This window comes from Ottowia pentelensis, from assembly GCF_964341695.1.
In genome coordinates, this window is sequence record NZ_OZ224513.1 from 1831553 (window position 1) to 1845709 (window position 14157).

The 14157-nt window shown below is 69.0% G+C and carries 17 protein-coding genes and 1 riboswitch; of the genes, 9 read left to right on the plus strand and 8 right to left on the minus strand.

Going from position 1 to position 14157, the window contains the following annotated elements; genetic code table 11:
- Window positions 1–123 precede the first annotated feature (123 nt).
- Window positions 124–594 carry an outer membrane lipoprotein gene (locus tag ACWHMB_RS08920; protein ID WP_377479699.1) on the plus strand — a complete coding sequence of 157 codons (471 nt, stop codon included), beginning with the start codon at window positions 124–126 and terminating at the stop codon, window positions 592–594.
- Between the two features lie 62 nt (window positions 595–656).
- On the opposite strand, the gene ACWHMB_RS08925 is transcribed toward ACWHMB_RS08920, so the two are convergent.
- A complete protein-coding gene (locus tag ACWHMB_RS08925) occupies window positions 657–1181 on the minus strand; it encodes an FKBP-type peptidyl-prolyl cis-trans isomerase (protein ID WP_377479696.1) in 525 nt (174 codons plus the stop codon).
- Between the two features lie 56 nt (window positions 1182–1237).
- Between ACWHMB_RS08925 and ACWHMB_RS08930 the strand changes: the two genes are divergently transcribed.
- The 3 genes from ACWHMB_RS08930 (at window position 1238) to ACWHMB_RS08940 (ending at window position 3459) form a co-directional block, all read left to right on the plus strand.
- Entirely contained in the window at window positions 1238–2428 is a 1191-nt protein-coding gene (locus tag ACWHMB_RS08930) for a JmjC domain-containing protein (RefSeq protein WP_377479693.1), read from the plus strand.
- Entirely contained in the window at window positions 2415–2915 is a 501-nt protein-coding gene (locus ACWHMB_RS08935; RefSeq protein WP_377479690.1) for a hypothetical protein, read from the plus strand. The genes ACWHMB_RS08930 and ACWHMB_RS08935 overlap by 14 nt, the downstream gene beginning before the upstream one ends.
- Before the next feature lie 184 nt (window positions 2916–3099).
- Window positions 3100–3459, plus strand: a complete 360-nt coding sequence (locus tag ACWHMB_RS08940; protein ID WP_377479687.1) for a hypothetical protein — start codon at window positions 3100–3102, stop codon at window positions 3457–3459.
- A gap of 87 nt (window positions 3460–3546) precedes the next feature.
- On the opposite strand, the gene ACWHMB_RS08945 is transcribed toward ACWHMB_RS08940, so the two are convergent.
- The 4 genes from ACWHMB_RS08945 to ACWHMB_RS08960 form a co-directional block, all read right to left on the minus strand.
- Window positions 3547–4323: an MBL fold metallo-hydrolase gene (locus ACWHMB_RS08945; protein WP_377479684.1), complete on the minus strand. Its 777-nt coding sequence runs from the start codon at window positions 4321–4323 to the stop codon at window positions 3547–3549.
- A gap of 23 nt (window positions 4324–4346) precedes the next feature.
- Window positions 4347–5462 (minus strand): outer membrane protein assembly factor BamC, encoded by a 1116-nt coding sequence (gene bamC, locus ACWHMB_RS08950; RefSeq protein WP_293225733.1) that lies wholly within the window; start codon window positions 5460–5462, stop codon window positions 4347–4349.
- 76 nt (window positions 5463–5538) lie between these two features.
- On the minus strand, window positions 5539–6471 hold the full coding sequence (gene dapA, locus ACWHMB_RS08955) for a 4-hydroxy-tetrahydrodipicolinate synthase (RefSeq protein WP_377479680.1): 933 nt from the start codon (window positions 6469–6471) through the stop codon (window positions 5539–5541).
- A 30-nt stretch (window positions 6472–6501) separates the two neighbouring features.
- Complete coding sequence (locus ACWHMB_RS08960) at window positions 6502–7074, minus strand: class I SAM-dependent methyltransferase (RefSeq protein ID WP_293225730.1); 573 nt, start codon at window positions 7072–7074, stop codon at window positions 6502–6504.
- Window positions 7075–7169: 95 nt separating this feature from the next.
- On the opposite strand from ACWHMB_RS08960, the gene ACWHMB_RS08965 reads away from it, so the two are divergent.
- The 5 genes from ACWHMB_RS08965 to ACWHMB_RS08985 all read left to right on the plus strand — a co-directional run bounded on the left by ACWHMB_RS08965 (window position 7170) and on the right by ACWHMB_RS08985 (window position 12594).
- On the plus strand, window positions 7170–9134 hold the full coding sequence (locus ACWHMB_RS08965) for a DNA topoisomerase IV subunit B (RefSeq protein WP_293225728.1): 1965 nt from the start codon (window positions 7170–7172) through the stop codon (window positions 9132–9134).
- Between the two features lie 73 nt (window positions 9135–9207).
- Complete coding sequence (locus tag ACWHMB_RS08970) at window positions 9208–9519, plus strand: type II toxin-antitoxin system prevent-host-death family antitoxin (protein ID WP_293225726.1); 312 nt, start codon at window positions 9208–9210, stop codon at window positions 9517–9519.
- A complete protein-coding gene (locus tag ACWHMB_RS08975) occupies window positions 9516–9941 on the plus strand; it encodes a putative toxin-antitoxin system toxin component, PIN family (protein ID WP_293225724.1) in 426 nt (141 codons plus the stop codon). Before ACWHMB_RS08970 ends, ACWHMB_RS08975 begins: the two co-directional genes overlap by 4 nt.
- A 65-nt stretch (window positions 9942–10006) precedes the next feature.
- Window positions 10007–12400: a DNA topoisomerase IV subunit A gene (gene parC, locus ACWHMB_RS08980; protein ID WP_377479676.1), complete on the plus strand. Its 2394-nt coding sequence runs from the start codon at window positions 10007–10009 to the stop codon at window positions 12398–12400.
- Window positions 12400–12594, plus strand: coding sequence for a hypothetical protein (locus ACWHMB_RS08985; RefSeq protein WP_447648510.1), 195 nt, complete (start codon window positions 12400–12402; stop codon window positions 12592–12594). The genes parC and ACWHMB_RS08985 overlap by 1 nt, the downstream gene beginning before the upstream one ends.
- 3 nt (window positions 12595–12597) lie before the next feature.
- Here the strand turns inward: ACWHMB_RS08985 and ACWHMB_RS08990 are convergent, their stop codons facing one another.
- The 3 genes from ACWHMB_RS08990 to ACWHMB_RS09000 are packed head-to-tail and all read right to left on the minus strand — an operon-like array spanning window position 12598 to window position 13895.
- Window positions 12598–12960, minus strand: coding sequence for a carboxymuconolactone decarboxylase family protein (locus ACWHMB_RS08990; protein WP_447648511.1), 363 nt, complete (start codon window positions 12958–12960; stop codon window positions 12598–12600).
- A 44-nt stretch (window positions 12961–13004) separates the two neighbouring features.
- Entirely contained in the window at window positions 13005–13475 is a 471-nt protein-coding gene (locus ACWHMB_RS08995) for a carboxymuconolactone decarboxylase family protein (protein WP_377479668.1), read from the minus strand.
- A 30-nt stretch (window positions 13476–13505) separates the two neighbouring features.
- Window positions 13506–13895 carry a DUF488 domain-containing protein gene (locus ACWHMB_RS09000; RefSeq protein WP_377479665.1) on the minus strand — a complete coding sequence of 130 codons (390 nt, stop codon included), beginning with the start codon at window positions 13893–13895 and terminating at the stop codon, window positions 13506–13508.
- A 125-nt stretch (window positions 13896–14020) separates the two neighbouring features.
- A riboswitch (TPP riboswitch) is annotated at window positions 14021–14128 on the plus strand.
- Window positions 14129–14157 lie beyond the last annotated feature (29 nt).

A 14157-nucleotide genomic window follows, 5' to 3' on the forward strand; every position in this document is an offset into this window, starting at 1 on the left:
AGCGATTGCGCCGACTTCTTCATGCGGCCTTGGTCGCCGCCACACGCTTTTCGTGCGTTAATGAATCAGGCGCCGCGCCCATGATGGCTGCGCGGCAGGTGCAACAAAAACAGGAGCATTGACATGATTTTTCGACAACGCTGGGTTTCGTTCGCGGGCGCCGCGGTGGCCGCGGTCGCTCTGGCCGGATGCGCGGCGCCGGGCTACTACCAGCCCGGGCAGGGCGCGTACCCCGCGGGCCAGCCCGCCAGCGCCGGCTACTCGCAGTTCGGCCGCGTGGCCGATGTGCGCTACGTGCAGGGCAGTGGCTCCTCAGGCGTGGCCGGCACCGTCATCGGCGGCGCGGTCGGCGGGCTGGCCGGCCACCAGGTCGGCGGGGGCAGCGGCAAGACGGCCGCGACCATCATCGGTGCCGTCGGCGGCGCCCTGGTCGGCCGTGCTGTCGAGCAGAACACCAGCCGCGGCGGGCAGGGCGTGTATCGCGTCACGGTGCAAATGGACAACGGCGGCACGCGCACCTTCGACTATGCCGACGCGCCCAGCGTGCAGGTGGGCGATCGCGTGCGGGCGGATGGCAACCAGCTGTATCGCTGATTGAAGAACGGTTTCTCCAAGTACTCCGGCGCCTTCGGGCGCCGTTTTTTTTGAATTTTTGATCAGTGCAGGCGCGGGCTGGCCGGGGCGCTGGCCTGCAGCCGGAAGAATCCGGTGCCGACGCTGCCACGGCCCACTTCGTCCACCGTCGCTTCGCGCACCCGCTCCACCTTCAGGTGCAGGCGCAGGGCGATGCCGGCCAGGGGGTGGTTGCCGTCGATCACCACGTGGTCGGGGTAGATCTCGGTGATGGTGAGCAGCGCATCGCGCGGCGCATCGGGCACGGCACCCTCGGGCAGCGAGGCGGCCTCCAGCAGCATGCCTTCTTCGATGCCCGCGGGCAGGGCGGCGCGCGCCAGCCAATGCACGCGCGTTTCGTCGTAGTCGCCGAAGGCGTTCTCGGGCTCCAGGTTCAGGCTCAGCCGCGCGCCGGCCTCGTGGCCTTGCAGGGCCGTTTCGATGGCCGGCAGCAGGTCGTCGCCGCCGACCAGAAATTCGACCGGTTCGGCCAGTTCGTCCAGCGTCTCGCCCAGGCTGTCCTTCAGCACCCAGGTGAGCGCGACCACGCATTGAGGGGAAATTTCCATCGCCGGATTGTCGCATCGCAGAACCCGCCGCGCCGACTTCCGTATGCTCGCCCCCCATGAACGTCGATCAATCCCTTGAGCTGCTGGGCGGCCTGTCGCCCGCCCGGTTCATGCGCCGCCACTGGCAGAAAAAACCCTTGCTGGTGCGCCAGGCCATGCCTGGCTTCACGCCCCTGCTGCCGCGCGCCGAGCTGTTCGCGCTGGCGGCGCGCGAGGGCGTGGAGTCGCGCCTGCTGCGCCACGGCGGCGGGCGCTGGACGCTGCGGCGCGGGCCCCTGCCGCGCCGCGCGCTGCCGCCGCTGGGCCAGCGCGAATGGACGCTGCTGGTGCAGGGGGTCGATCTGCACCACGACGGGGTGCATGCGCTGATGCAGCGCTTTCGCTTCGTGCCCGACGCGCGGCTGGACGACGTGATGATCAGCTATGCCAGCGACGGCGGCGGCGTGGGGCCGCACACCGACCGCTACGACGTGTTCCTGCTGCAGGCGCAGGGGCGGCGGCGCTGGCGCATCGGGCGGCAAAAGGACCAACGCCTGGTCGAGGGGCTGCCGCTCAAGATCCTGGCGCATTTCGAGCCCGAGCAGGAATGGGTGCTGGAGCCGGGCGACATGCTTTATCTGCCCCCCGGCTGGGCGCACGACGGCGTGGCGCTGGGCGAGTGCATGACGTATTCGATCGGCTTTCGCCAGCCGGCCCGCGGCGAGCTGGCGCGCGAGCTGCTGCAGCGCCTGGCCGACGAGGCGGGCGACGCGCTGGGCGACGCGCCCTACCGCGACCCGGGTCAGGGCGCCACCGGCACGCCCGGCGCCGTGCCCGAAGCCATGGTCGACTTCGCCCGCGCGGCGGTGCGGCAGCTGGCCGGCGACGAGGACACGCTGGCGATGCTGCTGAGCGAGTGGCTGACCGAGCCCAAGCCCGACGTGTGGTTCGACGTCGCGCCCGATGCCGGCGCCGACCCCGCCCGCGGCTTGCGGCTGGATCGCCGCACCCGCATGATGTACGGCGCGCAGCACGTGTTCATCAACGGCGAGGGCTTTCGCGCCAGCGGGCGCGATGCGGAGTTGATGCGCCGCCTGGCCGACGAGCGCGTGCTGCCGGCGACCCAGCGGCGGCGCCTGAGCGCGCCGGCGCGCGAGCTGCTTACGGAGTGGTTGCAAGCGGGGTGGTTGCACGAGTGCGCCGGGCCGCTCCCAGGCGCGAATCCAGCAGCGCGCAAGCGCGGAGGCAAATCCAGTGAACACGACTGACGACGACGCACTGCCGGCCGGCCCCTTCATCGGCCGCGAGAGCTTTCGCATGCGGGTGCGCGCGGGCCTGGTCGCGGCCGGCCGCGCCGGCTGGCGCGAGCTGATCCTGTGCGATGCCAGCTTCGAGGACTGGCCCCTGGGCGAGCGCACGGTGGTGGACGCACTGGAGGCTTGGGCGCGCGGCGGCCAGCGCCTGACGCTGTTGGCGCGCCGCTACGACGAGCTGGAGCGGCGCCACCCGCTGTTCGTGCACTGGCGGCGCCAGCGCGCGCACCGGATCGAATGCCGGGGTGTTCCGACGGCCGACGCGCTGGTCATGCCCAGCGTGCTGTGGTCGCCCGCATGGGCCTTGCAGCGGCACGAGGTGCTGCGTTCCAGTGGCGTGTGCGGCGACGAAGCGGCGCGGCTGCTGCGCCTGCGCGAGCTGCTGGACGGCTGGCTGGAGCGCAGCAGCCCGGCATTTGCTGCAACCACGTTAGGTTTGTGAAACATTGTCAATTTGTCGTGCCCACGCATCGGGGAAGGCCATGATTGTCTAGGGTTTTCACTATAATTTTGGGTGCAGGAAAGAGGCTTGGGAGGCTCTTTTCTTCGGCCGATGCGCCCGGCCAATCACCGGGCCGCGCCTTTTCAAATTCCCAGTCATCGATCTCTAGCAAGGAATTGCCAAAATGAACAAGTCGCTCGTTCTCGCCGCCCTGGTGGCCGCCGTTGCCCTGTCTGCCTGCGGCAAGAAGGAAGAAGCCGCGCCGGCGCCCGCTCCGGCCGCCGAGGCGCCCGCCGCCGCTGCCGCCAATGAGGCGGCCACCGCCGCCGCCAACGCCGCTTCGGCTGCCGGCGCCGCCGTGACCGAGGCCGCCTCGGCCGCTGGCGCTGCCGCCAACCAGGCTGCCGACAAGGCCGCCGAAGCCGGCGCCGCGGCCGGTGCCGCCGTCAGCAACGCCGCCGACAAGGCCGCCGACGCCGTGGGCTCGGCGGCTTCGGCCGCCGCCACCGCTGCTGCCGAGGCCGCCAGCGCTGCCAAGCAGTGATGAACGCGTGAGGCGCGCGGCCCATCGGCCGCTGCGCCCCGACTATGAAAAATGCCACCCGATGCGGTGGCATTTTTCATGGTCGGATCAAACCGTCATCCACTCCAGCCCCTCGCGCGTGGCCACCTGCACCTCGTGCGGCGCGCAGCCCAGGGCCTGGGCAAAGCCGGCGCGGGCGTGCTCGGGCCGGTTGTTGCGTTCGCTAAGGTGCGCGGCCACCACGCAGTGCAGTTGGGCGTGCGCGAGTTGCGCCAGGGCCTGCGCGGCCTGCTCGTTACTCAGGTGGCCCCGCTCGCCGGCGATGCGGCGCTTGAGAAAATCGGGATAGCGGGAGTGCGCCAGCAGCGCCGGGTCGTGGTTGCTCTCCATCTGCAGGGCGTGGCAGCCCGCCAACTGCGCCAGCGCGTGCGGCGTGACGTGGCCCAGGTCAGTCAGGATGCCCAGGTGACGCGCGCCGTCGCTGCAGCGCAGTTGCAGCGGCTCGCGCGCGTCGTGTGGCACGGTGAATGGGCTGACTTGCAGGGCGCCGATGGCGACATGTTGGCCGTCGGCGGTCAGGTGCACGATGGGCTCGAAGCGCTCGTCCGCGATCGCGGCCCAGGTGCCGGGGCTGGTCCAGAGGGGGATGCGGTGGCGGCCGGACAGGGCGAGCGCGCAGCCCACGTGGTCGCCGTGCTCGTGGGTGATGAAGATGGCGTCGAGGTCGCCCGGCCCCAGCCCGGCGGCGGCCAGGCGCGCGGCGAGCTGGCGCAGGCCCAGCCCGCAATCGACCAGCACGCGGGTGGGGGCGCCGCTGCCGGCGCGCGCCTCGACGAGGGTGGCGTTGCCGGAGCTGCCGCTGGCCAGGCTGCGAAAGCGCAGCATTGCCTTCGATCCGCGCCCGGCTCTTACTTCAGGTCGTCGGCCAGCACCTTGATGATGCGCTGCACGTCGCTCTCGGGCACCGTCGCGCCCTGGCTGCCCTGCACCGTCACCAGGCTGGCGTTGCCTTGCGACTGCACGCCGATCTGGTACTGGATGGCGGGCAATTGCGCGCTGGCACCGCCGAACAGCTTGCTGAAGAAGCCGGGCTCCTTCTTCTCGATCGTCGGGTCGACGTAGCGCACGTAGTAGATGCCCTTGGCGCGGTCGCGGTCGACGACGGTGAAGCCGGTGCGGTCCAGCGTCAGGCCGACGCGGCGCCAGGCGCGGTCGAAGTCGTCGCTGAGCGCGATGGCGGGGGCGCCGTTCTGGTTGACGACGCGCGCCTGCGGGCCGGCCGCCGCGGCGGCGGCCGAGGCGCTGGCCAGCGCGGCCTTGGACTGCTCTTGCGACACGCCCAGGGCCACCATCAGGCGGCGCAGGAACTCGTCTTCCAGGCCCGGGTCGCGCGCTCGCGGCTGCCACACGGTGCTGTCGCGGCGGGCCGAGTTGTAGACCTCTTCCATGCCGCGGTGGGTGATGTAGATGTCGGTGCCGCCCTTGGCGTCGCGCTCGACGCGCACGCGGAACTTGTCGCGCTCGCCGGTGGAATAGAGCGAGTCGAACACCTTGCCCAGCGTGTTGCGGATGATGTCCTGCGGGATCTTGGCGCGGTTCTCGGCCCAGTCGGTCTCCAGGACGCCGGTGGTCGGGTTGTCGACGGCGATCAGGAAGCCGTTGTCGAGCCAGAAGTCGCGCACCAGGGGCCAGACCTTTTCGGGCGGGCGGTCGACTTGCAGCCAGCGCTCGTCGCCCGCGCGCATGTAGTGCACGTCGGCGATGGTGTTGGGCACGGTGGTCTTGGTGGCGCCGGCCGTGGCCGCCTGGCCGGCCTGGTAGCCGCTGGCGGTGACGGTGGCGGGCACGCTGTAGCGCGACTGGCCGGGCAGTTGCGTCAGGTCGGGCGGCACCTCGAGCGACACGCCGCGCCCGGAGCTGCGGTAGTCGATCTTGTCCGGCTCCAGGCTCGAACAGCCGGCCAGGGCCAGCACCAGCGTGGCCACGATCGGGGCGGCGTGCAGAGGGCGTTGAGCGAACGTCACGTGGAGTGATCCTTTGAGTGAAACCGGGCGTTTGCGCCCGCCAAGCAAGCGCAAGATGCTATGAAAACGATATTGATCAGAGCAGGCCGGCGCTCTTCAGCGCCTGCTCCACCACGGCCTGGTGGGCGTCGGCCAGCTCGGTCATGGGCAGGCGCAGCGTGGGGCCGCACAGGCCCAGGCGCGCCATCGCCCACTTGACGGGGATGGGGTTGGCCTCGACGAACAGGTGCTTGTGCAGCGGCATCAGCTTGAACTGGATGTCCATGGCGGTGCGGCGATCACCGGCGACGGCGGCCACGCACAGCTCGTGCATCAGGCGCGGCGCCACGTTGGCGGTGACGCTGATGTTGCCCTGGCCGCCGCACAGCATCAGCGCCACGGCGGTGGGGTCGTCGCCCGAATAGACGGCAAAGCCCTTGGGCACGTCGCGGATCAGCCACTGCGCGCGCTCGAGGTTGCCGGTGGCCTCCTTGATGCCGATGATGCCCGGCACCTGGGCGCAACGCAGCACGGTGTCGTGCAGCATGTCGCCCACCGTGCGGCCGGGCACGTTGTACAGCACCATGGGCAGGTCGCCCACGGCCTCGGCGATGGCCTTGAAGTGGCGGTACTGGCCCTCTTGCGTGGGCTTGTTGTAGTAGGGCACCACCTGCAGCTGGCAGTCGGCGCCGACCTTCTTGGCGTAGCGCGCCAGCTCGATCGCCTCGGCCGTGGAGTTGGCGCCGCAGCCGGCCATGACGGGCACGTGACGCGCCGTGTGCTTGCGCGTCTGCTCGACCGACACGCGGATGATCTCCTGGTGCTCCTCGACGTCGACGGTGGGCGACTCGCCCGTGGTGCCGACCACGCCGATGCAGTCGGTGCCTTGCTCGATGTGCCAGTCGATCAGCTTGCGCAGGGTGGGGTAGTCGACGCTGCCGTCTTCGTGCATGGGGGTGACGAGAGCGACGGTGCTGCCGGTGATGGGGGTCATGGGGTCCGGTGGGGTCTGGTCGGAAGAAACAGGCATTTTAGTGCCGCGCGGGGCGGGCCGGCGGGTTCAGACGGCGGCCAGCGGATGGCGCGGCGGCGGCTGCGTCGCCGGCGCGCCGTCAAGCTCGCGCACGGCAGCGATGCGCTGCACGAAGCGCGCCGGCGCATCGAGAAAGCCGTCCTCGTAGGCCACCACGTGCAGACCCTGGCAGGCGCGCAGCAGTTCCCCGGGCTGCAGCAGAAAGTCGGGCCGCGACGGCTTGCCGACGGTCTCGTTGCCGGCGGCAAAGGTCTCGTACAGCAGTACGCCGCCGGGCGCGACGCTGCCGACGATGGCCGGCAGCAGCGGGCGCCACAGGTAGTGGGTGACGACCACGCAGCCAAAGCGCCGGCCGGGCAAGGGCCAGGGGCCGCCTTCGATGTCGGCCTCGACGACTTCGCCCCAGGCGCGTGCGGCGGCCAGCGCCTGCGGGTCGCGATCCACCCCCGTGACCGGATGGCCGCGCTGCGCAAACCAGCACATGTGGCGGCCGCTGCCGCAGGCCACGTCGAGCACCGAGGCGCCGGGCGCCAGCAGCGCGGAGAAGCGCCGCACCCAGGGCGAGGGCGAAGGGGTCGAGGCCGAAGGAGAGGGCGTCATGGTCTTGATTGTGCAGGGGCGCGGCCCGTGCACGGCGGCTTGCCAACTGTGATTAAACCCAGCCAGCCGCCGGCCCGTCGCTAGAATCGCCGCCCATGGCATCCGCATCCACGTATTCCGAAGGCTCCATCCGCGTCCTCAAGGGCTTGGAGCCCGTCAAGCAGCGCCCGGGCATGTACACCCGCACCGACAATCCGCTGCACGTCATCCAGGAAGTGATCGACAACGCCGCCGACGAGGCGCTGGCGGGTTTCGGCAAGAAGATTCGCGTGACGCTGCACGCGGATGGTTCGGTCAGCGTGGAAGACGACGGCCGCGGCATCCCCTACGGCCTGCATCCTGAAGAGAAAGCCCCGGTGCTGGAGCTGGTCTTCACCCGCCTGCATGCCGGCGGCAAGTTCGACAAGGGCGCGGGCGGCGCCTACAGCTTCTCGGGTGGCTTGCATGGCGTGGGCGTGTCGGTCACCAACGCGCTGGGCAAGCGCATGGAAGTGGCCAGCCACCGCGAGGGCCAGGTGGCCGCCATGGCCTTCGAGGGTGGCGACGTGGTGCAAAAGCTGCAGCTGCGCAAACAGGGCGAGGGCGATCGCCGCCAGGGCACCACGGTGCGCGTCTGGCCCGACCCCAAGTACTTTGAATCGGCGCAGATTCCGCACGCCGAGTTGGTGCACCTGTTGCGCAGCAAGGCCGTGCTGCTGCCTGGCGTGAAGGTCGAGCTGATCGACGAGAAAAAGAAGGACACGCAAAGCTGGCAATACAAGGGCGGCCTGCGCGACTATCTGGAGCAAAGCCTGACGGCGGACGCGGTGATCCCGCTGTTCGAGGGCGAGGGCTACGCCGGCAAGGACGACGACAGCTTTGCCGAAGGCGAGGGCGCGCAATGGGTGCTGGCCTTCACCGAGGACGGCCACCCGGTGCGCGAAAGCTACGTCAACCTGATTTCGACCACCGCCGGCGGCACGCACGACAGCGGCCTGCGCGATGGGCTGTTTCAGGCCGTCAAGGGCTTCATCGAGCTGCATGCGCTGCTGCCCAAGGGCGTCAAGCTGATGCCCGAGGACGTGTTTGCGCGCGCCAGCTATGTGCTCTCGGCCAAGGTGCTCGACCCGCAGTTCCAGGGCCAGATCAAGGAGCGCCTGAATTCGCGCGACGCCGTGCGGCTGGTCAGCAGCTTCGTCAAGCCGGCGCTCGAACTCTGGCTGAACGCCAACGTCGAGTGGGGCAAGAAGCTGGCCGAGCTGGCCATCAAGGCCGCGCAAACGCGCCAGCGCGCCGGCCAGAAGGTGGAAAAGCGCAAGAGCAGCGGGGTGGCGGTGCTGCCGGGCAAGCTGACCGATTGCGAAAGCCGCGACATCGCATTGAACGAAGTGTTCCTGGTCGAAGGCGACAGCGCGGGCGGTTCAGCCAAGATGGGTCGCGACAAGGAAACGCAGGCCATCCTGCCGCTGCGCGGCAAGGTGCTCAACACCTGGGAGGTCGAGCGCGACCGCCTGTTCGCCAACACCGAGATTCATGACATCTCGGTCGCCATCGGCGTCGATCCGCACGGGCCGGGCGACGAGGTGGATTTGAGCAACCTGCGCTACGGCAAGATCTGCATCCTGTCGGACGCCGACGTGGACGGCGCGCACATCCAGGTGCTGCTGCTGACGCTGTTTTTCCGCCACTTCCCCAGGTTGATGGAGGCCGGGCATGTCTACGTCGCCCGCCCACCGCTCTACCGTGTGGATGCCCCCGCGCGTGGCAAGAAGCCCGCCGCCAAGCTCTACGCGCTGGACGACGCCGAGCTGGCCGCCATCCAGGACAAGCTGCGCAAGGACGGCGTGCCCGAAGGCAAGTGGAGCGTGAGCCGCTTCAAGGGCCTGGGCGAGATGAACGCCGAGCAGTTGTGGGACACCACCCTCAACCCCGACACCCGGCGCCTCTTGCCCATCCAGCTGGGCGCGCTGGGCTTGCAGCCGACGCAAGAGCTGATGACCCGCCTGATGGGCAAGGGCGAGGCCGCCGCCCGGCGCGAGCTGATGGAGTTGCATGGGGATGCGGTGGATGTGGATGTGTGATTTCGATAATTTGGCTAATTTGTACAAAATAGCTAAAATAGGGAGATTGATCTGATCTTCCTAGGAGTTCCTGATGCAGCAAGTTACTTCCGCCGAGGCGCAGAACCGCTTTGGTCAACTGCTTGACATGGCGCAGCGCGAACCTGTGGCCGTCACGCGCCATGGGCGCACGGCGGGCTATGTCATCGGGCCTGCCGACATGCAGATTCTGATGGCGGCGCTAGAGCGTCGTACCCAGGCGCAACAGGCGTTGGAGGACTATGCGCGGCTTTTTGAAGCGGAGCGCGCCGCCGATGCACCGCAGATCACCGACGAAGAAATCGCTCAGGAAATCAAGGCCGTGCGCGCTGAGCGCCGTGCACTGCAAAAACGGCAGCGCGCATGAGCCGGAGCGCACGGGTTGTTCTGGACACCAACGTCTTGGTCAGTGCTGCGCTGCGACCGCATTCGGTTCCGTGGCAGGCGCTTGATTTCGCATTGGCAGCGGGCGCACTGGTGGCCTGCGATCAATCCATTGCTGAACTGCAGGCCACACTCCTGCGGCCAAAGTTCGATCGCTATGCGACGCGCGAGCGGCGCGCCGAAATCCTTGCGTTGATCCGTGCACATGCGGTGTTTGTCACCGTGGCGGCGGGTGACCTGGCTGCAGCGCACGGCGTGTGCCGCGATCCGGATGACGAGCTGTTCCTTTCGTTGGCGCTCGCAGCGCGGGCAGGCACTATCGTCAGCGGCGACACCGACTTGCTTGCATTGCATCCTTGGCGGGGTATCGGCATTTGCACGGCAGCAGCTTATTTGGCAATGTGAACGTATTGGATTTGCTGGCTTGTAGCGCTTGTCAATGAGACGCTTGCCACTTGTGTTTCTGAAGCATGAATGATTTGACCACCCCCGACCTGTTCGTCCCCGAGGACGACGGCGACCAACTTGCGCTGGGCCAGTACGCCCAGCGCGCCTATCTCGAATACGCGCTCAGCGTGGTCAAGGGCCGCGCGCTGCCCGACGTGGCCGATGGGCAGAAGCCGGTGCAGCGGCGCATCCTCTACGCCATGGAGCGCATGGGGCTGGGTTATGGCGGCGCGGGCGGCAACGTGCCGGCGCGGCCGGTGAAGAGCGCGCGCGTGGTGGGCGACGTGCTGGGGCGTTTTCACCCGCATGGCGACTCGGCCGCGTACGACGCGCTGGTGCGCATGGCGCAGGATTTTTCGCAGCGCTATCCGCTGATCGACGGGCAGGGCAACTTCGGCAGCCGCGACGGCGATGGCGCGGCGGCCATGCGCTACACCGAGGCGCGCCTGGCCAAGATCACGCGCCTGCTGCTGGCCGAGATCGACCAGGGCACGGTGGATTTCGTGCCCAACTACGACGGCTCGACCGAAGAGCCGCGCCAGTTGCCGGCGCGCCTGCCGTTTGCGCTGCTCAACGGCGCCAGCGGCATTGCCGTGGGCCTGGCCACCGAAATCCCCAGCCACAACCTGCGCGAGGTGGCCGATGCCTGCGTGGCGCTGGTGAAGAACGCCAAACTGACCGACGATGAGTTGTTCGCGCTGCTGCCGGGGCCGGACTACCCGGGCGGCGGGCAGATCATCAGCCCCTCAAGCGACATCCGCGCGGCCTACGAGAGCGGGCGCGGCAGCCTGAAGGTGCGCGCGCGCTGGCAGATCGAAGACCTGGCGCGCGGCCAGTGGCAGATGGTGGTGACCGAGTTGCCGCCCGGCACTTCGTCGCAAAGGGTGCTGGAAGAGATCGAGGAGCTGACCAACCCCAAGCTCAAGGCCGGCAAGAAAGCGGTGACGCAGGAGCAGAACCAGCTCAAAGGCACAGTGCTGGCGGTGCTGGACGGCGTGCGCGACGAGTCGAGCAAGGACGCGCCGGTGCGCCTGGTGTTCGAGCCCAAGAGCCGCACCATAGCCCCCGACGATCTGGCCAACACGCTGCTGGTGCACACCAGTCTGGAGACGTCCAGCCCCATCAACCTGACGGGCATCGGCCTCGATGGCCGGCCGGTGCAAAAAAGCCTGCGGCAGATGCTGGAGGAGTGGGTCGCGTTCCGCCAGCAGACCATCACGCGGCGCAGCCAGCATCGCCTGCAAAAGGTGCTGGAGCGCATCCACATCCTCGAAGGGCGACAGTTGGTGCTGCTCAACATCGACGAGGTGATCGCCATCATCCGCCAGGCGGACGAGCCCAAGGCGGCGCTGATCGCGCGCTTCAGTTTGAGCGAGCGGCAGGCCGACGACATCCTCGACATTCGCTTGCGGCAACTGGCCCGATTGGAGGCGATCAAGATCGAGCAGGAGCTGGCCGAGCTGCGCAAGGAACAGGGCGGCCTGGAAGACGTGCTGGCCAGCCCCGCGACCTTGCGCCGCCTGATGGTGAAAGAAATCGAGGCCGACGCCAAGGAATTTCAGGACGCGCGCCGCACGCTGATCCAGACCGAGAAAAAGGCCGTGGCCGAGGTGAAGGTGGTGGACGAGCCGGTGACGGTGGTGGTCAGCAGCAAGGGATGGGTGCGTGCGCGCCAGGGCCACGGGCATGACGCGGCGGGCTTTGCCTTCAAGTCGGGCGACGCGTTGTATGCCACCTTCGAATGCCGCACCGTCGACCAACTGCTGGTGTTCGGCAGCAACGGCCGCGTGTACAGCGTGCCGGTGGCGGGCCTGCCGGGCGGGCGGGGTGACGGGCAGCCGATCACCACCTTGATCGAACTCGAATCGGGCACCGAGGCGCTGCATTACTTTGCCGGCCCCGAAGGCGCCGTGCTGCTGCTGTCGGGCTCGGGCGGCTACGGCTTTCTGGCGCGCGTGGGCGACATGCTGTCGCGCAACCGCAGCGGCAAGGCCTTCGTCAGCGTGAGCGAGGGCGAGCGCGTGTGCCGGCCCTCGGTCGTCGTGCTCGATTCAGAGCAAAAAACGCCTCCAGTGCCCGTGGATCAAGCGTCAGCAGCTATCGGCGCGATAGCGGCCACACACGTGGCCTGCGCCTCCACCGGCGGGCGCATCCTCACCTTCGAGATCGCCGAGCTGAAAGTGATGGACAAGGGCGGGCGCGGCCTGAAGCTGATCGAGCTGGAGGCCAAGGACAGCCTGGCCGGCGCGGCGGCCTACGTGCGCAGCGTGCGCATCAGCGGCGTGGGGCGCGGCGGCAAACCGCGCGAGGAGCAGCTTGAAATCCGCAGCCTGAACAACGCCCGCGCGGCGCGCGGGCGCAAGGGCAAGGCGGCGGACCTGGGCTTCAAGCCCAGCGACATCGTGCGGGTGCTGTGATGTGGGGCCAGGACCTTTCCGCGCTGGGCGTGGCCATCGCGGCCATCACGGGGGTGGGCGCCTTCTGGCTGGGGCGCTCGCTGTCGCGCCGCTGGCAGCAGCGTTGGCGCCAGCGGGAAGATGAGGCGAAGCGAGCGCAGGAAAGCCGCCAGGCGCGGCGGGCGCGCGAACGCGGAGAAAAGCGCAGGCGCTGAACGTCAGCCGCCAGCCGTGCCGCCGTGGGCCTGCGCGTGCGCGGCCATGGTGTCGATGGCCAGCACCGAATGTGCGTAGGCACCGCCGGCGCGCATCTCGGCAGCCACCCAGATGGCTTCCATGATCTCGGCCTCGCTGGCGCCGGCCTTGAGCGCCGCCTCGGTGTGGCCGCGGATGCAGTAGGGGCACTGCGTGGTGTGCGCCACGGCCACGGCGATCAGCTGCTTCATCTTGCCCGGCAGCGCGCCGTCGGCAAAGCAGGCGGCGCTGAAGGCGCGAAACGCCTCCATCTGCTTGGGCGCCAACTCGCGCCGCTTGCGCGCGATGTTGGCGTCGACCTTGGGGTACATGCGGTGCTCGTCCATGGGGGCTCCTGGGTTTTGTGCTGGCGTGCGGGCAAGGGCCGGGCTCAGGCCTTGTGGCGCTGTGCCGGCTGGTAGTGGCCGGCCTCGACGCGAAACGGGATCGACAGCCGGTTCCAGCCGTTGATGGCGATGGTGGCCAGCGTCAGGTCGACCAACTCCTTTTCGCTGAACTGCGCGCGCGCCGCGTCGTAGACCGCGTCGCTCACCTCCTGGTTGGTCAGCTTGGTCACGGCCTCGGCCCAGCCCAGGGCGGCGCGCTCGCGCGGGGTGTAGATGGCGCCCGCCTCGCGCCAGGCGCCCAGCATGTACAGGCGCTGCTCGGTCTCGCCGGCGGCGCGCGCGTCCTTGGTGTGCATGTCCAGGCAAAAGGCGCAGCCGTTGATTTGCGACACGCGCGTCTTGACCAGCTCCAGCAGCGCATGCTCCAGGCCGCTGCCGCGCGCGTAGTTCTCCAGTCCCAGCATGGCCTTCAGGCCATCGGGGGCGACCTGGCCGTAGTTGATGCGTTGCGTCATGGTGTGTCCTTCAAGGTTTTGGCGGCGGCGTCAGCGCACGTCGTCCAGGCCGCCGGGATGCAGCAGAAATTCGCGCATCGCGCCGGCGTTGTTCAGCTTTTCCTCGTGCGACGAGAACACCAGCGTGACCACGCCGTGCCGCGCGCGCTCGCGCAGGGCATTGAAGCGATCCGCGTGCTGGCGCAGCTCGGCCGCGTAGCGGCGGCGAAACTCGTCCCAGCGCGCGGGCTCGTGGCCGTACCACTGGCGCAGCTCGGTGCTGGGCGACAGGTCCTTGTCCCATTCGGCCAGCGCCAGGTTTTCCTTCTTGATGCCGCGCGGCCACAGGCGGTCGATCAGGATGCGCGCGCCGTCCTCGGGCGCGGGCGCGTCGTAGGCGCGCTTGATGCGGACGTTGTGGGCGGGAATGGCCTGGGTCATGGCATCGGCGATGGGTTCATCGGTCGCTGATCAGGATACGCCGCGGCCGGGCCGTCAAGCGCTGTAGGGGTATTGGCGCGATCGGGCGGCGCGCATGGCGTGGCACGGCGCGCTGCGCTATGATGGCCGCCACTCCGGGGTGCCCGCGCGAGCGAGCTGAGATGGCCACAGTGGCCGAACCCGTCAACTTGATCCGGCTAGTACCGGCGTAAGGATGAGCAGCGCACCCGGCGCCCGGCCCCTCTCGACGAGGCCCGGCGCG

What these genes read in the sequence shown, in the direction of transcription:
- ACWHMB_RS08925 (WP_377479696.1), bottom strand. Translation starts at nt 1,181, where the DNA reads ATGGAAATTTCCCCTCAATGCGTGGTCGCGCTCACCTGGGTGCTGAAG.
- parC (WP_377479676.1), top strand. Translation starts at nt 10,007, where the DNA reads ATGAATGATTTGACCACCCCCGACCTGTTCGTCCCCGAGGACGACGGC.
- ACWHMB_RS08930 (WP_377479693.1), top strand. Translation starts at nt 1,238, where the DNA reads ATGAACGTCGATCAATCCCTTGAGCTGCTGGGCGGCCTGTCGCCCGCC.
- ACWHMB_RS08990 (WP_447648511.1), bottom strand. Translation starts at nt 12,960, where the DNA reads ATGGACGAGCACCGCATGTACCCCAAGGTCGACGCCAACATCGCGCGC.
- ACWHMB_RS08960 (WP_293225730.1), bottom strand. Translation starts at nt 7,074, where the DNA reads ATGACGCCCTCTCCTTCGGCCTCGACCCCTTCGCCCTCGCCCTGGGTG.
- ACWHMB_RS08975 (WP_293225724.1), top strand. Translation starts at nt 9,516, where the DNA reads ATGAGCCGGAGCGCACGGGTTGTTCTGGACACCAACGTCTTGGTCAGT.
- ACWHMB_RS08965 (WP_293225728.1), top strand. Translation starts at nt 7,170, where the DNA reads ATGGCATCCGCATCCACGTATTCCGAAGGCTCCATCCGCGTCCTCAAG.
- ACWHMB_RS08970 (WP_293225726.1), top strand. Translation starts at nt 9,208, where the DNA reads ATGCAGCAAGTTACTTCCGCCGAGGCGCAGAACCGCTTTGGTCAACTG.
- ACWHMB_RS08920 (WP_377479699.1), top strand. Translation starts at nt 124, where the DNA reads ATGATTTTTCGACAACGCTGGGTTTCGTTCGCGGGCGCCGCGGTGGCC.
- ACWHMB_RS09000 (WP_377479665.1), bottom strand. Translation starts at nt 13,895, where the DNA reads ATGACCCAGGCCATTCCCGCCCACAACGTCCGCATCAAGCGCGCCTAC.
- ACWHMB_RS08985 (WP_447648510.1), top strand. Translation starts at nt 12,400, where the DNA reads ATGTGGGGCCAGGACCTTTCCGCGCTGGGCGTGGCCATCGCGGCCATC.
- ACWHMB_RS08995 (WP_377479668.1), bottom strand. Translation starts at nt 13,475, where the DNA reads ATGACGCAACGCATCAACTACGGCCAGGTCGCCCCCGATGGCCTGAAG.
- dapA (WP_377479680.1), bottom strand. Translation starts at nt 6,471, where the DNA reads ATGCCTGTTTCTTCCGACCAGACCCCACCGGACCCCATGACCCCCATC.
- ACWHMB_RS08945 (WP_377479684.1), bottom strand. Translation starts at nt 4,323, where the DNA reads ATGCTGCGCTTTCGCAGCCTGGCCAGCGGCAGCTCCGGCAACGCCACC.
- ACWHMB_RS08940 (WP_377479687.1), top strand. Translation starts at nt 3,100, where the DNA reads ATGAACAAGTCGCTCGTTCTCGCCGCCCTGGTGGCCGCCGTTGCCCTG.